The 16,843-nt window shown below is 68.4% G+C and carries 16 protein-coding genes and 1 tRNA gene; 14 read left to right on the top strand and 3 right to left on the bottom strand.

Annotation, left to right across the window (positions count from 1 at the left end):
- Window positions 1-230: 230 nt before the first annotated feature.
- Complete coding sequence (locus H7290_RS04425; protein ID WP_290512809.1) at window positions 231-1,898, bottom strand: glycoside hydrolase family 13 protein; 1,668 nt, start codon at window positions 1,896-1,898, stop codon at window positions 231-233.
- A gap of 102 nt (window positions 1,899-2,000) precedes the next feature.
- Between H7290_RS04425 and ndk the strand changes: the two genes are divergently transcribed.
- A complete protein-coding gene (gene ndk / locus H7290_RS04430; protein ID WP_290512810.1) occupies window positions 2,001-2,408 on the top strand; it encodes a nucleoside-diphosphate kinase in 408 nt (135 codons plus the stop codon).
- A gap of 31 nt (window positions 2,409-2,439) precedes the next feature.
- On the opposite strand, the gene H7290_RS04435 is transcribed toward ndk, so the two are convergent.
- Window positions 2,440-3,066: a hypothetical protein gene (locus tag H7290_RS04435; protein WP_290512811.1), complete on the bottom strand. Its 627-nt coding sequence runs from the start codon at window positions 3,064-3,066 to the stop codon at window positions 2,440-2,442.
- A 31-nt stretch (window positions 3,067-3,097) separates the two neighbouring features.
- Between H7290_RS04435 and H7290_RS04440 the strand changes: the two genes are divergently transcribed.
- On the top strand, window positions 3,098-5,029 hold the full coding sequence (locus H7290_RS04440; RefSeq protein WP_290512812.1) for a TIGR03960 family B12-binding radical SAM protein: 1,932 nt from the start codon (window positions 3,098-3,100) through the stop codon (window positions 5,027-5,029).
- Between the two features lie 87 nt (window positions 5,030-5,116).
- On the opposite strand, the gene H7290_RS04445 is transcribed toward H7290_RS04440, so the two are convergent.
- On the bottom strand, window positions 5,117-6,334 hold the full coding sequence (locus H7290_RS04445) for an MFS transporter (RefSeq protein WP_290512813.1): 1,218 nt from the start codon (window positions 6,332-6,334) through the stop codon (window positions 5,117-5,119).
- Window positions 6,335-6,417: 83 nt separating this feature from the next.
- Between H7290_RS04445 and H7290_RS04450 the strand changes: the two genes are divergently transcribed.
- The 12 genes from H7290_RS04450 (at window position 6,418) to H7290_RS04505 (ending at window position 16,833) form a co-directional block, all read left to right on the top strand.
- Entirely contained in the window at window positions 6,418-7,182 is a 765-nt protein-coding gene (locus tag H7290_RS04450) for a TIGR03936 family radical SAM-associated protein (protein ID WP_290512814.1), read from the top strand.
- A gap of 168 nt (window positions 7,183-7,350) precedes the next feature.
- Window positions 7,351-10,083 (top strand): Rne/Rng family ribonuclease, encoded by a 2,733-nt coding sequence (locus tag H7290_RS04455; protein WP_290512815.1) that lies wholly within the window; start codon window positions 7,351-7,353, stop codon window positions 10,081-10,083.
- A gap of 94 nt (window positions 10,084-10,177) precedes the next feature.
- Complete coding sequence (rplU, locus tag H7290_RS04460) at window positions 10,178-10,486, top strand: 50S ribosomal protein L21 (RefSeq protein WP_290512823.1); 309 nt, start codon at window positions 10,178-10,180, stop codon at window positions 10,484-10,486.
- Between the two features lie 12 nt (window positions 10,487-10,498).
- Entirely contained in the window at window positions 10,499-10,762 is a 264-nt protein-coding gene (gene rpmA / locus H7290_RS04465) for a 50S ribosomal protein L27 (protein WP_290512816.1), read from the top strand.
- Window positions 10,763-10,862: 100 nt separating this feature from the next.
- Complete coding sequence (gene obgE, locus H7290_RS04470; protein WP_290512817.1) at window positions 10,863-12,389, top strand: GTPase ObgE; 1,527 nt, start codon at window positions 10,863-10,865, stop codon at window positions 12,387-12,389.
- Entirely contained in the window at window positions 12,389-13,477 is a 1,089-nt protein-coding gene (proB, locus tag H7290_RS04475) for a glutamate 5-kinase (RefSeq protein WP_290512818.1), read from the top strand. The genes obgE and proB overlap by 1 nt, the downstream gene beginning before the upstream one ends.
- A gap of 126 nt (window positions 13,478-13,603) precedes the next feature.
- The gene (locus tag H7290_RS04480; RefSeq protein WP_290512824.1) at window positions 13,604-14,866 is read left to right on the top strand and encodes a glutamate-5-semialdehyde dehydrogenase; all 1,263 of its coding nucleotides are present in this window, start codon (window positions 13,604-13,606) and stop codon (window positions 14,864-14,866) included.
- Window positions 14,867-14,878: 12 nt separating this feature from the next.
- Entirely contained in the window at window positions 14,879-15,025 is a 147-nt protein-coding gene (locus H7290_RS04485) for a hypothetical protein (protein WP_290512819.1), read from the top strand.
- A 5-nt stretch (window positions 15,026-15,030) separates the two neighbouring features.
- Complete coding sequence (gene nadD, locus H7290_RS04490; protein ID WP_290512820.1) at window positions 15,031-15,693, top strand: nicotinate-nucleotide adenylyltransferase; 663 nt, start codon at window positions 15,031-15,033, stop codon at window positions 15,691-15,693.
- The gene (gene rsfS / locus H7290_RS04495) at window positions 15,690-16,043 is read left to right on the top strand and encodes a ribosome silencing factor (RefSeq protein ID WP_290512821.1); all 354 of its coding nucleotides are present in this window, start codon (window positions 15,690-15,692) and stop codon (window positions 16,041-16,043) included. The genes nadD and rsfS overlap by 4 nt, the downstream gene beginning before the upstream one ends.
- A complete protein-coding gene (locus H7290_RS04500; protein WP_290512822.1) occupies window positions 16,040-16,684 on the top strand; it encodes a histidine phosphatase family protein in 645 nt (214 codons plus the stop codon). Before rsfS ends, H7290_RS04500 begins: the two co-directional genes overlap by 4 nt.
- A 76-nt stretch (window positions 16,685-16,760) precedes the next feature.
- Window positions 16,761-16,833 (top strand) — tRNA-Ala (locus tag H7290_RS04505).
- The last annotated feature ends 10 nt before the right edge of the window (window positions 16,834-16,843 follow it).

Below are 16,843 nucleotides of genomic sequence, written 5' to 3' on the forward strand. Positions count from 1 at the left end.
CGGGGTTGATGTACCAGTTGAGCGTCGGCTTGCCACCGCCGCCGCCACAGGCAGCGAGCACGCTCATGGTCAATGCCGCCGCGGCGATGCCAGCGGCGACTCTGCGAATCGGACGTGTGGTCATGCGCTCCCCAACCCGGTCCAACGGAAACGACCTACGAAAAGTGACGCGGGTCACAAGGACCCAACGAACCTAACCGCATGCTTGAGCGAGTGCAACTGAGCCGCCGTCAGGCGCGCAGCCACACCGTCTCGTCCGAGCCCAGCACCGCCCCGGTTTCCCTCGGCTGGCTCGATGCGAGGACCACGGCGTCGGCGGGGAGAGGCACAGGCACGTCCCCAAGGTTGGCCAGGACGGTGACCGATCCGTTCGTGGCCGTCACGGAGAATGCCAAGACATCGTCGGGGTACCCGTCGAGCCACGTCACGGTTCCTCGACCGAGCCGGAGCCGGCGGCGCACGCTCAGCAGCGTCGAGTACAGGTCGAGGGTCGAGCCGACGACACCTCGCTGACGGTCGGCGGCGAGAACGCCGTACTCGACCGGCTGGGGGAGCCAGGCGGAGTCGCCCGGTCCGAATCCGTACGACGGCACGCCGCCCTCCCACGGCACCGGCACACGGCAGCCGTCGCGTCCCTTGGACGTGCCGTCGGTGCGTGCGAATGTCGGGTCCTGGCGCACGTCGTCGGGCAGCTGGGTCGCCTCCGGGAGGCCGAGCTCCTCACCCTGGAACAGGTAGGCGGATCCGGGCAGTGCCAGCATGACCGCCGTTGCCGCACGGGCACGCCGCAACCCGAGCATGGCGTCGGGTTGGGGGTCATCAGCGCTGATGCCTTCGATGCGCTGGGGTCCTGACACCTGGGGGTAGCCGAGCCGTGTCGCGTGACGGACGACGTCGTGGTTGGACAGCACCCACGTCTGCGGCGCACCCACCGTCTCGGCCTGTGCGAGCGAGCGGGTGACTGTCGCGCGCTGGTCGGCCGCGAGCCACGGGGTCATGAGGTACTCGAAGTTGAACGACTGATGGAGCTCGTCCTCCCGCACGTACTGCGCCAGCGCGTCCGACGGAAGCACCCAGGCCTCCGCGCACAGGATGCGGTCGGCGTCGTCACCGTCGACGGCGTACTCATCGACGAGCGTGCGCCAGCTCCGGTAGATCTCGTGCACACCGGGCTGGTCCCACATCGGGGACAGTGCGGTTGCGGCGACGGACGGGTCGAGGTCGAGGTCGACGTGAGGAAGTCCCGGGGCCTTGACGAGGCCATGGGCGACGTCGATGCGGAATCCGTCGACCTCGCGGTCGAGCCAGAATCGCAAGACGTCCTCGAACTCGTCGCGCACCTCCTGATTGGTCCAGTCGAAGTCGGGCTGAGTCGTGTCGAAGAGGTGGAGGTACCACTGGCCCGGAGTGCCGTCGGGCTCCGTGACGCGGGTCCACGCCGGGCCCCCGAACTGGCTGCGCCAGTTGTTGGGGGGCAGCTCTCCGTTGTCACGACCGTCGCGGAACAGGTAGCGGGCGCGCTCGGGGCTCCCGGGCGCCGAGGCGAGGGCGGCCCTGAACCATGGGTGCTCGTTCGACGAGTGGTTGGGGACGACGTCGACGATGACCCGTAGCCCCAGCGTGTGCGCACGGGTCGTCAGCTCGTCGAAGGCGGTGAGGTCGCCGAAGATCGGGTCGACGGCGCGGTAGTCGGCGACGTCGTAGCCGGCGTCATGCTGCGGTGACGTGTAGAAGGGCGAGAGCCAGAGGGCGTCGACGCCCAGCTCAGCCAGGTGGGGGAGCCGTGCCGTGATGCCGGGCAGGTCACCGATCCCGTCACCGTTCGAGTCGGCCCACGACCGAGGGTAGATCTGGTAGATCACTGCATCGCGCCACCACTGCTCGCCCGAGCTCGCCATGTCATCTCCTCCGGGCACCGGAAAGGCCCATCGCGACCAACGTACGCAGGCGACCGTAGAGGCGTCCACGTCGGTGCCGGAGGTGCGCGATAGGTTCTCCGGATGACCCAGCGCACCCTCGTCCTGATCAAGCCCGACGCCGTCCGACGCGGACTGGTGGGCGCGATCCTGTCCCGATTCGAGTCCAAGGGGCTGAGCATCGTCGCTCTGGAGCAGCGGACCATCGACGGCGCGCAAGCCGACGCCCACTACGTCGAGCACGTCGAGCAGCCCTGGTACCCGCCGCTCCGCGAGTTCGCGACCTCGGGCCCTCTGGTCGCTCTCGTCCTCGAGGGCGATGAGGCCATCTCAGTGGTGCGCGGTCTCAACGGCGCGACCGACGGCCGCAAGGCCGAGCCCGGCACGATCCGCGGCGACCTTTCCTTGTCGAACCGCGAGAACCTCGTGCACGCCTCAGACTCCGAGGAGTCGGCGACGCGTGAGATCGCGCTCTGGTTCCCCGGGCGCTGATGGTCTTGTCGGCCGCCGCGCCGGCCCGGTGTCAGGTGTAGGTCATGGGCCGCAGGTGGTGGACGACGTCGTGGAACTGTCCGCGGATCTCCTCGGGCAGCCAGATCACCTCATTCGACACCGACGCCATGTCGACGTCGTCCTGCAGGGTCACGACGTCGGTGGCCTGACGGGGGTGGTCGCGTTCGCGCTCCTCGAGCTCGATCAGCGACACCCGCACCGACACGCCGAACGGGTTGGGGTTGACCAGACCGATGCCCCAGAAGTCCGCCGGATCGTCCGTCGCCAGCCGATCGAGGCCGATCATGACCGCCGTGACGTCGCCCTCGAGCGGCGGGTGGTCGATCTCCTCCACGGCGACGAGCTCGACGTCGACCCCACGCACCTGCCGATAGCCGGGTCCGTCGAATCGCAGGACGTCGCGCAGCGTGCCGCCCGCGGGCAGCAGCGGCCCGCCGAGGTGGGAGCCGTTGACGGTCTGGGTCACGACGTGCGGCAGCTCGCGGCCCCAGTGGTCGCGGGCCGTGAAGCCGAGGGTCGGCAGGACCGAGGTCTCGGTGTTGTTCTCCACCGTGAGGACTTGGTCGAGGCCGCCGTCCGCCGCAATCGGGACATACCGGACGGAGAACGAGTGCTGGGGGCGCGATCGGCGTCTCACGCTCCGAGCCTAGGCCGTTACCCTTGACGTCATGTCCGTCGACTCCCTGTTTCCGCGTCTGGAGCCTCTCCTGCCGTCGGTCGGCAAACCCATCCAGTACGTCGGCGGTGAGCTCAACGCCACGACCAAGGAGTGGGACTCCGCAGAGGTGCGCTGGGCGCTGATGTACCCCGACGCCTACGAGGTCGGCCTCCCCAACCAGGGCGTGCAGATTTTGTACGAGGTGCTCAACGAGCGCGACTGGATCCTGGCCGAGCGCACCTACGCGGTGTTCTCCGACATGGAGAAGGTCATGCGCGACAACGGCATCCCCCAGTTCACGGTCGACGCACACCGACCTGTACGGGCCTTCGATGTGCTGGGCATGTCGTTCTCGACCGAGCTCGGCTACACCAACTTCCTCACGGCGATCGACCTCGCCGGCATCCCTATGCACGCCGTCGACCGCGGCGACGATGACCCGATCGTGCTGGCCGGTGGGCACTCGGCGTTCAACCCCGAGCCGATCGCCGACTTCCTGGATGCTGCGGTGCTGGGTGACGGTGAGGAGATCGTTCTCGCCATCAGCGCCGTCATCAGGGAGTGGAAGCACGAGGGCAGACCCGGTGGGCGTGATGAGGTCCTCATGCGCCTCGCGAAGTCCGGCGGCGTCTACGTCCCCAAGTTCTACGACGTCACCTACCTCCCCGACGGGCGCATCCAGCGCATCGCTCCCAACCGTCCCGGCGTCCCGTGGCGAGTGGCAAAGCACACGCTGATGGACCTCGACGCGTGGCCGTACCCCAAGAACCCGCTCGTCCCGCTGGCCGAGACCGTGCACGAGCGCTTCAGCGTCGAGATCTTCCGTGGCTGCACTCGCGGCTGCCGCTTCTGCCAGGCCGGCATGATCACCCGCCCGGTCCGCGAACGGTCCATCGAGGGCATCGGCGCGATGGTGCAGAACGGTCTCGACAAGACCGGCTTCGAGGAGGTCGGGCTCCTCAGCCTGAGCAGCGCCGACCACAGCGAGATCGGCGAGGTCGCCAAGCAGCTGGGCGACCGCTATGAGGGCACCAACACCTCGCTCTCGCTGCCCTCGACACGCGTCGACGCCTTCAACATCACTCTCGCCAACGAGTTCAGCCGCAACGGTCGGCGTTCCGGGCTGACTTTCGCGCCCGAGGGCGGCAGCGAGCGGCTGCGCAAGGTCATCAACAAGATGGTGAGCGAGGACGACCTCATCCGCACCGTGGCCGCCGCGTACTCGCACGGCTGGCGGCAGGTCAAGCTCTACTTCATGTGCGGCCTGCCCACCGAGACCGACGAGGACGTCATGCAGATCGGCGAGCTCGCGAAGCGGGTCATCCAGACCGGTCGCGAGGTGTCCGGCCGCCACGACATCCGCTGCACGGTGTCGATCGGCGGCTTCGTTCCCAAGCCGCACACGCCGTTCCAGTGGGCCGCACAGCTCGACCACGAGACCACCGACGACCGGCTCAAGAAGCTCCGTGACGCTGTGCGGGCCGACAAGAAGTACGGCAAGTCCATCGGCTTCCGCTACCACGACGGGCAGCCGGGCATCATCGAAGGACTTCTCTCGCGCGGAGACCGCAGGGTCGGTCGGATCATCGAGGCCGTGTGGCGCGACGGTGGCCGGTTCGACGGCTGGAGTGAGCACTTCTCGTACGACCGGTGGGCCACGCAGGCTGCCGAGGTTCTGGCGGACGAGCCTGTCGACCTCGACTGGTACACCGTCCGCGAGCGCGACTATGCCGAGGTGCTCGCGTGGGACCACCTCGACGCCGGCCTCGATCGCGACTGGCTGTGGGAGGACTGGCAGGACTCGCTCAACCCCGACGGCGCACTCGAGGTGGAGGACTGCCGCTGGACTCCGTGCTTCGACTGTGGCGTCTGCCCGCAGATGGACACCGAGATCCAGATCGGCCCGACCGGCAAGACGCTGATCCCCCTCACCGTCGTCTGACCCCTCGGGGCAGGCTTGCCTCAGCGGTTCGCTCGCACGGGCGCTGATCTCACCCAGGCACCGATCCGTGAGCATCCGCGGCGCCGTTCAGCGGACAGCGCGTGCGTGCAACGTGTCCTCCAGGTCGGGTGACCGACTCACGACCGTCCCGAAGACCGGGATCAGGGCGGAGATGCCAATCAGCACGATGATCGGGACGGTCCAGGAGCCGGTCAGGTCGTGCAGCACCCCGGTGCCGAATGGTCCGATGCCCGCCAGCAGGTAGCCGACGCCCTGGGCCGCGACGGACAGCGCAGTCGTACCGGCCGCGGTCCGGGTGCGTCTGGCGATCATCGTGAGCGTCCAGGTGAACGCACCACCGCCGGCGCCGAGCAGCACGGCCCACAGCCACGAAGCCGTGGAGGGCGCGAGCAGGACCCCGAGCCAGCCGGCCGCGGTGGCCGCCCCGAATGCCCACGGGAGGTAGGGCCGATCGCCGACCCGCGAGATGAGCCATGGCAGCGCGAGCGTGAGTGGGATGCCCACGCCACTGACGACGCCGAGCAGCGTGCCGGCGTAGCGGTGCGAGACGCCGCCGTCGGTGAGGATCTCCGCAAACCAGCCGAACTGCGCATAGGCGCCGCCCGACTGCGCCGCGAACAGCAGCAGCATCGCCCACGCGAGGCGTGAGTGGGCGAGGTCGCGCAGGGACAGCCGGTCGACGGCACCGGTGCCGCGGTGCACGTCACGACGGCTCAGGATCAGCCACGGGACGAGGGTGATGACCGCCAGCACGGCCCACACACCGATACCGGCACGCCACCCCCCGAGGGTGTCGGAGATCGGCACCGTGGTGACCGAGGAGATCGCAGCACCACCCAGCAACGCAGCACCGTAGAGCGAGCTCATGGCCGCCACGCGGTCGGGGAAGTGCACCTTCACCAGTGGCGGAAGGATGACGTTGCCGACGGCGGCGCCGGCCAGCGCGAGCACGCTGCAGAACAGGAACAGGGTGCCGTCGTGGACGAGTGACCGCAGTGCCAGACCAGCCGCGATCATGATCAGCAGCAGTGCGACGCTGCGGTGGAGGCCCAACCTACGCACGGCGCCGCCTGAGCCGACCCCGAACACCGCGAAGCAGAGGACGGGGAGGGTCGTGAGCACGCCGCCGACGGTGGCGCTCATCGCCAGGTCGTCACGCACCGACTCGAGCACGACACCGAGGCTTCCGACTGCTGCGCGCAGGTTGAGCGCCAGCAGGACGATCGCGGTACCGACGAGGAGTCTCCCGCCGCTGGTCGGGTTGGCGGGGGGCTCAGACGTCACGTCCCATTGTCGCCCTTGCACCGGCCCTCGATGACCGGAGGACGTCGCGCGTGGGCGGCCAGCCCGCCGGATAGTCTCCTCGGGTGACCACCCTCGAGGGCACCCCAAACCCCGAAGCCCCCAACCCGCAGCCGCCGATCGTGCAGAAGCTGCGGATCCGCTACACCAAGCGGGGTCGCCTCAGGTTCACCAGCCACCGCGACTTCGCGCGAGCGTTCGAACGGGCTGTGCGCCGTGCGGGCATTCCGATCGGGCACTCGTCGGGCTTCACCCCGCACCCCAAGATCTCGTATGCCAACGCGTCGCCGACCGGCGCTGCGAGCGAGGCGGAGTACCTCGAGATCGGCATGACACGGCCCTGTGACGCCCTCGAGGTGCGCGACGCGCTCGACTCCGCCCTGCCTGTCGGGCTCGACGTCGTCGACTGCGTCGTGGCCCGCCCGGGTGCCCTGGCCGACCGGCTGGAGGCGAGCGAGTGGGTGATTCGGCTGCCTGGTGTCGGCCTCGAACACGCGGATTCAGCGGTGCGCGCGTTCCTCGACTGCGACGAGGTCCTGATCGAGCGGATGATGAAGCGCGGCCTCCGTACGCTCGACTGCCGGGCTGCCGTCCTGCGGCTTTCCGCGAGTTCCGCTACGACCGACTCAGGTCCATGTGCGATACTGACGATGGTTGTACGGCACGAAACACCGTCCGTGCGACCGGACGACGTTCTCGCCGGACTCCGATCCAGCGGCGGCCTCGAGCTCGAGCAGACGCCCATAGCGACTCGCTTGGCCCAGGGCCCTCTGGAACCGGAGAATGGCACGGTAGGCGATCCTCTTGCCTTCGACCGCGACGCATCCTGACCGGGTGCCGACCGCGGCGGCACGACGGGGAGTCGATGTGACAAACCACAGATCGCCGTCAAGCCCCGGCGCGTGGCGCTGGGGTTGACCGAAGGCTTCAGGTCCGCTTGCAGGGGCCGCAGACGTGTCCCGGCCGATCTAGATCGGCACCGGGGCGAAGGAGAGCAGATGCTCGACGACAACGACACACCCACGGACGCACCCAACGACGACAAGCCGACTCGACGGCGAGCGGCGGGTCGTCCGGCCGGACCTCCGGCCGCTGTGAGCTTCTCGTCCCCCGCCGCGGCGCCCGCAGTGGCCCGGGCGAAGCCTGCCGACAAGCCCGATGGTGTCGAGCCTCTCGCCGCCTCCGGCAAGGCCGCACCGGCACGCCGGTCCGCTAAGAAGGCGGCAGCGAAGCCCACCGACGAGACGGTGGCGACTGATGATGAGGCCTCGCCTGCTCCCCGGAAGACCGCCGCGAAGAAGGCTGCCAAGAAGTCTCCCAAGAAGGCGACACCCGACTCCGCAGACGTAAGATCCGACTCTGCCGACGAGCCGGACCAGGGCGGTACTGCTCCGGGCAATACAGCTCCGGTCAGTGCTGCTCCGGCCAACGTTGCGACGGCCGCGATGTTCAAGGCTCCCGAGTCGCGCATGGCTCCGGCTCGGCCAAAGCCCGAGCGGGAAGATCGGTCCGACGACGGTCGCGACGACTCCGACGACAACGATGGTGACGACGACGATCCGGACGCACCCAAGCGTCGCCGCCGCAGCCGGGGTGGCCGCCGACGTCGTAAGGGCGAGGGCGATGCCGACGTCGACGGAGACGGAGACGATGGTTCCGGCGACGACTCAGACGGTGACGACGACACCGACGCGAACGGCAACACCCGCCGGCGACGTCGCCGGGCCCGTGCCGGCGAGGGGGCCGACGCATCGCCCGACGATCCCCAGAACACCGTGGTCCGGGTCCGTAGCGGACGCAGCGCCGAGGACGAGATCACGGGGGTCGCCGGCTCGACCCGCCTTGAGGCCAAGAAACAGCGGCGACGCGAGGGCCGCGAGGCCGGACGCAGGCGTGCCCCGATCGTGTCGGAGGCCGAGTTCCTGGCCCGCCGCGAGTCGGTCAAGCGCGAGATGGTCGTCCGACAGCGCGACGACTACACGCAGATCGCGGTGCTCGAGGACAACGTCCTCGTCGAGCACTACGTGGCCCGCGAGTCGCAGATCTCCATCATCGGCAACGTCTACCTCGGCAAGGTCCAGAACGTCCTGCCGAGCATGGAAGCTGCCTTCGTCGACATCGGTGCGGGTCGCAACGCGGTGCTCTACGCCGGAGAGGTCGACTGGACGACGCTCGGCAACGGCAAGCAGCGCAAGATCGAGGACGCGCTGAAGCCGGGCCAGACGATTCTCGTGCAGGTCTCCAAGGACCCGATCGGGCAGAAGGGTGCCCGTCTCACGAGCCAGGTCAGCCTTCCGGGTCGGTTCCTGGTGCTCGTGCCGGGCGGTCAGACCAGTGGTATCTCCCGCAAGCTGCCCGAGAACGAACGTGCCCGCCTGAAGGCACTCCTCAAGGAGGTCCTCCCCGACGAGGTCGGCGTCATCGTCCGTACTGCCGCCGAGGGCGCGACCGAGGACCAGCTGACCCGCGACGTCACCGCGTTGACCGCGCGCTGGGAGGACATCGAGCGCAAGGTCGCTGCCGGGAAGTCGCCTGACCTGCTCTACTCCGAGCCCGACCTCATGATCAAGGTCGTCCGCGACCTCTTCAACGAGGACTTCAACAAGCTCATCGTCGAGGGTGACGACTCATGGGACATGATCAAGGGTTACGTCGACCACGTGGCACCCGATCTCGCCGAGCGGGTCACCCGCTGGGACGACGACGCGGTCGATGCGTTCACGTCCTACCGCCTCGATGAGCAGATCCACAAGGCTCTCGACCGCAAGGTCTTCCTGCCGTCGGGCGGCTCGCTCGTGATCGACCGCACCGAGGCCATGACGGTCGTCGACGTCAACACCGGCAAGTACACGGGCTCCGGGGGCAACCTCGAGGAGACCGTCACGAAGAACAACCTCGAGGCGGCCGAGGAGGTCGTCCGGCAGCTGCGCCTTCGCGACATCGGCGGCATCATCGTCGTCGACTTCATCGACATGGTGCTCGAGAGCAACCGAGATCTTGTCCTGCGACGTCTCGTGGAGTGCCTCGGCCGCGATCGCACGAGGCATCAGGTGGCCGAGGTGACATCACTTGGACTCATCCAGATGACGCGCAAGCGCATCGGGACAGGTTTGCTCGAGTCGTTCAGCGTCGAGTGCGACCACTGCAACGGGCGCGGCATCGTCATCCAGGATGCTCCGGTCGAGCCCAAGAAGGACGAGCAGCGTCGGGGTGGCCGAGGTGGTCGCGGAGGCAACGGCACCGGCAATGGGAACGGCAACAAGCGGAATGCCGGAGCCGGCAAGAACGCCGACGGTGGCGCTCGCTCGGACGAGGAGTCCGCTGCTGTCCCCGACGCTGGTGCAGTGAGCGAGACCAAGCCGGTCGACCCCAAGCCGGTCGAGCCCAAGCCGGTCGAGCCAGTACCGGTCGAGCCCAAGCCGGTCGAGCCAGTACCGGTCGAGCCCAAGCCGGTCGAGTCAATACCGGTCGAGGTCAAGGCGCCCGCGCCGGCCAAGAAGGCCACCCGCAAGCGTGGGTCCGCCTCGAAGCCGGCCGGGCCGCCCGCTCCGGTGCCCGACGCTTCGCAGAGGCCCGTGGAGAGCGCTCCGGGGGCCGATGCGCAGGTGGACCCCCCGAAGTCCGGGGACAGCTCTCCGACAACGTCGACGGACCCTGGAGCAGGGTCCGGCAAGCCTTCCGGCGACGGCGATGACACCCCCGTTTTGACCAGCGAGGGTCAGGCTCCGTAAACTAATCCCTTGGTGCGCCCTGCGCGCCGTTCTCGCGTGTCCCGCTCCAGTGCGGGTCATGCCTCAAGTGGTGGAAATGAGTGAGGAATCCGTGGTGTACGCAATCGTGCGCAGTGGTGGCAACCAGCAGAAGGTAGCCATCGGCGACGTCATCCAGATCGACAAGGTCACGCAGATCGAGGGCGAGACGTTGGCTCTGCCGGCGCTTCTTTTCGTCGACGGTGAGACCGTGACGGCTGATGCAGACTCGCTCGCCAAGATCACCGTCACCGCTGAGGTGCTGGGGCTCGCGAAGGGCCCCAAGATCGTGATCCAGAAGTACAAGAACAAGACCGGCTACAAGAAGCGCCAGGGGCACCGTCAGAAGTACACCCAGGTGAAGATCACCGGAATCAAGAACTAGAGGACTGGGCACATGGCACACAAAAAGGGCGCAGCCTCTACCAAGAACGGCCGCGATTCCAATTCACAGCGTCTCGGCGTCAAGCGTTTCGGCGGCCAGCAGGTCAACGCCGGCGAGATCATCGTTCGCCAGCGTGGCACGCACTTCCACCCCGGCGTCAACGTCGGACGTGGCGGCGACGACACACTCTTTGCCCTCTCCGCCGGCGCGGTGGAGTTCGGTAGACGTCGTGGGCGCAAGGTCGTCAACATCGTCCCCGGCGTCCTGGCCGAGTAACCGACCTCACACTCTCTTCGTTGGGGCGGTCCGCACTGCGGGCCGCCCCGACGTCCGTTTACACCGCCCTCCGGGGCGAGCAATCGAATAGGAGCGGCCCGTGGCTGTCCCCAGCTTCGTCGACAAGGTGACGCTTCACGTCGCGGGTGGCTCCGGCGGCGACGGTGTGTCCTCGGGCCACCGCGAGAAGTTCAAGCCACTCGGTGGTCCCGACGGCGGGAACGGTGGGCACGGCGGTGACGTCATCCTCAAGGTCGCCGCCGATGTCACCACCCTGATCGACTTCCACCACGAGCCGCACCGCAAGGGCACCAACGGCGCTCCCGGCGCCGGCAACAACCGCAGCGGCGGCCACGGTGAAGACCTCGAGCTGAGAGTTCCCGACGGCACCGTGGTCCGCGACGCCCAGGGCGAGGTGCTCGCCGACCTCATAGGCCCCGGCACCGAGCTCGTGATCGCACCGGGTGGCCGTGGCGGCCTCGGCAACTCGGCGTTGGCCTCGGCCAGGCGCAAGGCCCCCGGCTTCGCGCTGAAAGGTGAGCCCGGCGAGGAGCGCACCATCACGCTCGAGCTCAAGGTCGTGGCCGACATCGGCCTCGTCGGGTTCCCGAGCGCCGGCAAGTCCAGCCTCATCGCGGCACTGTCACGCGCCCGGCCCAAGATCGCCGACTACCCATTCACGACCCTGATCCCCAACCTCGGGGTGGTGACGGCCGGCTCCACGACGTTCACGGTGGCCGACGTTCCTGGTCTCATCGAAGGGGCCAGCGAGGGTCGAGGCCTCGGTCACGACTTCCTGCGCCACATCGAGCGTTGCGCCGCACTCGTCCACGTCATCGACTGCGCCACCGTCGACCCCGGGCGCGACCCGTTGTCCGACCTCGACGTCATCGAACGAGAGCTCGCGGCCTACGGCGGCCTCGAGGACCGCCCCCGCATCGTTGCCCTCAACAAGACCGACGTTCCGGATGCCCTCGAGATAGCCGGATTCGTCCGCGCCGACCTCGAGGCGCGCGGCCTTGAGGTCTACGACGTCTCGGCGGCCAGCCACGCAGGGCTCCGCGAGCTGTCGTTCGCGATGGCCGAGATCGTCGCCTCCCGTCGGGCCGCCACCCCGGTGGCCGAGGTCACGCGCATCGTTCTTCGTCCGCCCGCCGAGGCTGGCGTCGGTCGCGAGTTCACGATCACCCACACCAATGGTCAGTGGGTCGTCCGGGGTGAGAAGCCCAAGCGGTGGGTGCGCCAGACAGACTTCAGCAACGACGAGGCTGTCGGCTTTCTCGCCGACCGGCTCAACCGTCTCGGCGTCGAGGACGAGCTGCTCAAGCTCGGAGCCGAGGCCGGCGACGACGTCGTCATCGGTGATGAGGAGAACGCCGTGGTGTTCGACTTCGACCCGCAGATCTCGGCAGGGGCCGAGGTGCTTGGTCGCCGCGGCGAGGACCTGCGCATCGACCAGTCTGATCGGCGCACCAACGTGCAGCGACGTGAGGACCTCGCCGAGAAGCGGGCCCAGGAGGCCGAGGCGCGCGAGGCGCGTGCCGATGGCAACCCACGTGAGCCCGACTGGACATTCCCCGAGGACGACCCGTCGGCAGGTGACGCGGGCGCCGAGGAGCCGAGCTGATGACGCGTGTCGTCGTCAAGGTCGGATCGTCGTCGCTGAGCTCGGCGGCGGGCGGGCTTGACGCTGTCCGCGTCGACGCGCTCGTCGACGCACTTGCTGCGGCCCGCGCCAGAGGTGATGAGATCGTGCTCGTCAGCTCAGGAGCCATCGCCGCAGGGCTCGCGCCCCTCGGCCTGCCGGGGCGTCCGCGTGACCTGGCCACCCAGCAGGCCGCCGCGAGCGTGGGGCAGGGCGCCCTCATCGCCCGCTACGCCGAGCGCTTCTCGACCCATCACCTCGTGGTCGGTCAGGTGCTTCTGACCGCCGATGACGTCACGCGACGCAGCCACTACCGCAACGCCTACCAGACCTTTGCGCGTTTGCTCGAGCTTGGTGTCGTCCCGATCGTCAACGAGAACGACACCGTGGCGACGAGCGAGATCCGCTTCGGCGACAACGACAGGCTCGCAGCGCTGGTCTCGCACCTCGTCCACGCCGACCTGCTGGTGCTGCTGTCCGACGTCGACGGGCTCTACGACGGCGACCCGAAGATGGCCGACGCCCGCCTCGTGACCGACATCCGCGGCGAGGACGACCTCGCCTCCCTCGACATCGTCCGCCCGAGTGCCCCGGCCATCGGCACCGGGGGCATGGTCACCAAGGTCGAGGCCGCCCGCATCGCGACGGGCGCGGGCATCCCTGTCGTCCTGACCTCAGCCGACCGGGCCGGCTCGGCGCTCGCGGGTGAGGTCGTGGGCACACGCTTCCATCCCACGGGCCGCCGCCGCCCCACCCGTCTCCTGTGGCTCGCCCACGCGAGCGACACCAAGGGCGGCGTGCACCTGGACGCCGGAGCAGTCCGTGCTCTGACGGTGCGCAAGGCCTCGCTCCTTCCGGCGGGCATCACCGGGGTCACCGGGTCCTTCGCCGCCGGCGACCCGGTCGACCTGCTCGGCCCCGACGGGGTCGTGATCGCGAGGGGCATCGTCAACTACGACAGTGTCGAGCTGCCGACCCTGCTGGGTCGCTCGACCCACGATCTCGCGGCCGAGCTGGGCGCGGAGTACGAGCGCGAGGTCGTCCACCGCGATGACTTGATGCTGATCTGACCTGTCCGTCCGCGCGTCGGAAAAGGCCGGAGAGAAGCGGGTGGTCACCGTGAACCGCTCGCCGGTCCCGTTGCACCGCCTAGGGTTGCAGCATGACGAGGCTTGAGGCATGACGATGGCAAGGACATGACGATCGAGTCGATCAAGGGCGAGGTCCATGCGGCCGCTCGACGTGCCCGCATCGCGGCCGGGGTGCTCGCCTCAGCGACCCGTGCCCAGAAGGATGCTGCGCTCCTGGGCATGAGCGATGCCCTCGTCGCCAACATCGACGCGATTCTTGCCGCCAACGTGTTGGACGTCGCTGCTGCCCGCGAGTCCGGCACCGGCGACAACCTCATCGACCGGTTGCAGCTCGACCCGCATCGGGTCCGCGCGTTCGCCGATGGTCTGCGAGGCATCGCAGCACTGCCCGACCCCGTGGGTGAGGTGGTGCGCGGGTCGACCCTGCCCAACGGGCTGCGCATGCAGCAGATCCGCGTCCCGATGGGTGTCATCGGGATGATCTACGAGGGGCGACCCAACGTCACGGCCGACGCCGCGGCCATCTGCCTCAAGGCAGGCAGCGCCGTGCTGCTTCGCGGGTCATCATCGGCGGCGCACTCGAATGCAGCGATCATCTCGGTCATGAGGGACGCTCTCTCGGCTACCTCGCTGCCCGCCGATTCGGTGCAGCAGATCTCAGCCGACGACCGCTCGTCCGCCACGCATCTCATGCAGGCCAGGGGTCTGGTCGATCTCGTCATCCCCCGAGGTGGCGCCGGCCTGATCCGCGCCGTCGTGCAGGAGTCGACCGTCCCGGTCATCGAGACCGGCGTCGGCAACTGCCACGTGTACGTCGACGCCGACGCTGACCTCGACATGGCGCTGGCAGTCGTGCTCAACGCGAAGACGCACCGCCCGAGTGTCTGCAACGCCGCCGAGTCGTTGCTGGTGCACAAGGCTGTCGCGGACGCGTTCGTGCCCCGAGTCATCGCGGCCCTGCACGAGCACGGTGTGACCATCCACGGTGACGCCACCTTCTGCGCGACGCATCCCGACGTCGTCGAGGCGACCGACGACGACCACGCGACGGAGTACCTCTCGCTCGACATCTCGGCGGCGGTGGTCGACTCCATCGACGACGCCATCGCGCACATCCGCATCTACTCATCAGGACACACCGAGGCGATAGTGACATCGTCGCTCGCGGCATCGCAGCGTTTCACCACGGGCGTCGACTCGGCTGCCGTCATGATCAACGCGTCGACCCGATTCACCGACGGTGCTGAGCTTGGTTTCGGGGCCGAGATCGGTATCTCCACGCAGAAGCTGCATGCGCGCGGACCGATGGGCCTGACCGAGATGACCACGACGACCTACGTTGTCACCGGCACCGGTCACGTGCGCTGATATATTGTCCCCATGTACTCGTTCCTCAGCGCCGCTGCCGAAGAGCCCCTGCGCGACATCGGCATCAACCCCTACGTGGTGGGTGTCATCGCGCTCTCGATCTTCGTGCTCCTGATGCTGGCGCTGTTGTCGTTCGGCAAGGGCCGCGAGCACTCCTGACCCACATGAGCGCACCACGGCCCCGACGCGAGGACGACTCGCGCCGACGAGTCGGCGTCATGGGCGGCACGTTCGACCCCATCCACCACGGACACCTCGTGGCTGCGAGCGAGGTGCAGTCGTGGTTCGACCTCGACGAGGTCATCTTCGTGCCGACGGGGGAGCCGTGGCAGAAGGCCGACCGGGACGTCTCACCGGCCGAGCACCGCTACCTGATGACAGTCATCGCGACGGCCGCCAATCCGCGGTTCGAGGTGAGCCGGGTCGACATCGACCGCAGCGGACCGACCTACACGATCGACACGCTGCGCGACCTGGCCGCCACCCACCCCGACGACGACCTCTTCTTCATCACCGGCGCCGATGCCATGGCGGCGATCCTGACGTGGCGCGATCACGACGAGCTCTTCAACCTTGCCCACTTCGTCGGGGTCACGCGCCCCGGCCACGAGATGGACGACTCGACGCTGGAGGGCCTCCCGAAGGACCGCATCTCCCTCGTGGAGATCCCGGCGCTCGCGATCTCCTCGACCGACTGCCGGCACCGGGTCGAGCGCGACGAGCCCGTCTGGTACCTCGTGCCCGACGGGGTCGTGCAGTACATCGGCAAGCATGATCTCTACCGACCGGCACCACATCGACACCTAGCAGACGCGAGTCAACCATGAGTGCCACCGAACGTGCCGTCGAGCTCACCCGGGCCGCCGCTGCCGCCGCCGACGACAAGCTGGCGAAGGACATCATCGCCTTCGACGTCTCCGAGCAGCTCGCCATCACCGACGTCTTCCTGCTGTGCTCGGCCTCCACGCAGCGGCAGGTCAAGGCCGTGCAGGACGCCGTCGAGGAGCGGATGATCTCGCTCGGTGCGAAGGCCGTGCGCCGCGAGGGCGAGCGCGAGGGCCGCTGGGTCCTTCTCGACTTCGCTGACATCGTCGTCCATGTGCAGCATCAGGACGAGCGGGTCTTCTACGCCCTCGAACGGCTGTGGAGCGACTGCCCGGTCGTCGCGCTCGCATGAGTCGGCAGGTCGTGCTGTGGCGTCACGGACGTACGGCGTGGAACGTCGCCGGCCGCGTGCAGGGGCAGAGCGACATACCGCTGGACGAGGTGGGTCTGGAGCAGGCACGTGAGGCCGCTGCACGTCTGGCCACGCTGCGACCCGACCGGATCGTCAGCTCTGACCTCGTCCGCGCTGCTGAGACCGCCCGTGTCCTGGGTGAGCCCACCAGCACCCGGGTCGAGCTTGATCCGCGGGTGCGAGAGCTCAACTTCGGTGGACGCGAAGGGCTCACCTGGAGCGAGGCGTGGGCCCGTTTTCCCGACGGCATGCAGGCCTGGGTCGAGGGCGACGAGACTCAGATTCCCGGCAGTGAGACACACCGTGAAGCGGGCGAGCGGTTCGCCGCGGCGCTGCGCGACCTGCTCGCCGACCTCCCGTCTGACGGCATCCTGGTCGTCGTGGCCCACGGGGCGGTCCTGCGCACGGGCATCTGCGCCTTTCTCGACATCCCCGAGGCGCACTGGAGCTCGTTCGGCGGACTTGGCAACTGTTCTTGGTCGGTGCTCGAAGAGGCCCGTCACGGCTCGTCGGCCAGGTGGCGGCTGACCGAGTGGAACGCGGGCACGCTGCCCGAGCCGGTGCTCTCCGACGACGTGTGACCCGGTTCGCGTATGGTCGCGGTCAACGGCTAACATTGACGAGGCCCAGTACACGGGCGATCACAGCAACACCAGCGGGGCATTGGCGCAGTTGGTAGCGCGCTTCCATGGCATGGAAGAGGTCAGGAGTTCGAATCTCCTATGCTCCACACGATCAGA

Origin of the sequence: Aeromicrobium sp., assembly GCF_014378035.1 — a bacterium.
In the GTDB taxonomy this organism is placed as follows: Bacteria; Actinomycetota; Actinomycetes; order Propionibacteriales; family Nocardioidaceae; genus Aeromicrobium.

What these genes read in the sequence shown, in the direction of transcription:
- H7290_RS04425 (WP_290512809.1), bottom strand. Translation starts at nt 1,898, where the DNA reads ATGGCGAGCTCGGGCGAGCAGTGGTGGCGCGATGCAGTGATCTACCAG.
- ndk (WP_290512810.1), top strand. Translation starts at nt 2,001, where the DNA reads ATGACCCAGCGCACCCTCGTCCTGATCAAGCCCGACGCCGTCCGACGC.
- H7290_RS04440 (WP_290512812.1), top strand. Translation starts at nt 3,098, where the DNA reads ATGTCCGTCGACTCCCTGTTTCCGCGTCTGGAGCCTCTCCTGCCGTCG.
- H7290_RS04455 (WP_290512815.1), top strand. Translation starts at nt 7,351, where the DNA reads ATGCTCGACGACAACGACACACCCACGGACGCACCCAACGACGACAAG.
- rpmA (WP_290512816.1), top strand. Translation starts at nt 10,499, where the DNA reads ATGGCACACAAAAAGGGCGCAGCCTCTACCAAGAACGGCCGCGATTCC.
- proB (WP_290512818.1), top strand. Translation starts at nt 12,389, where the DNA reads ATGACGCGTGTCGTCGTCAAGGTCGGATCGTCGTCGCTGAGCTCGGCG.
- H7290_RS04480 (WP_290512824.1), top strand. Translation starts at nt 13,604, where the DNA reads ATGACGATCGAGTCGATCAAGGGCGAGGTCCATGCGGCCGCTCGACGT.
- H7290_RS04485 (WP_290512819.1), top strand. Translation starts at nt 14,879, where the DNA reads ATGTACTCGTTCCTCAGCGCCGCTGCCGAAGAGCCCCTGCGCGACATC.
- nadD (WP_290512820.1), top strand. Translation starts at nt 15,031, where the DNA reads ATGAGCGCACCACGGCCCCGACGCGAGGACGACTCGCGCCGACGAGTC.
- rsfS (WP_290512821.1), top strand. Translation starts at nt 15,690, where the DNA reads ATGAGTGCCACCGAACGTGCCGTCGAGCTCACCCGGGCCGCCGCTGCC.
- H7290_RS04500 (WP_290512822.1), top strand. Translation starts at nt 16,040, where the DNA reads ATGAGTCGGCAGGTCGTGCTGTGGCGTCACGGACGTACGGCGTGGAAC.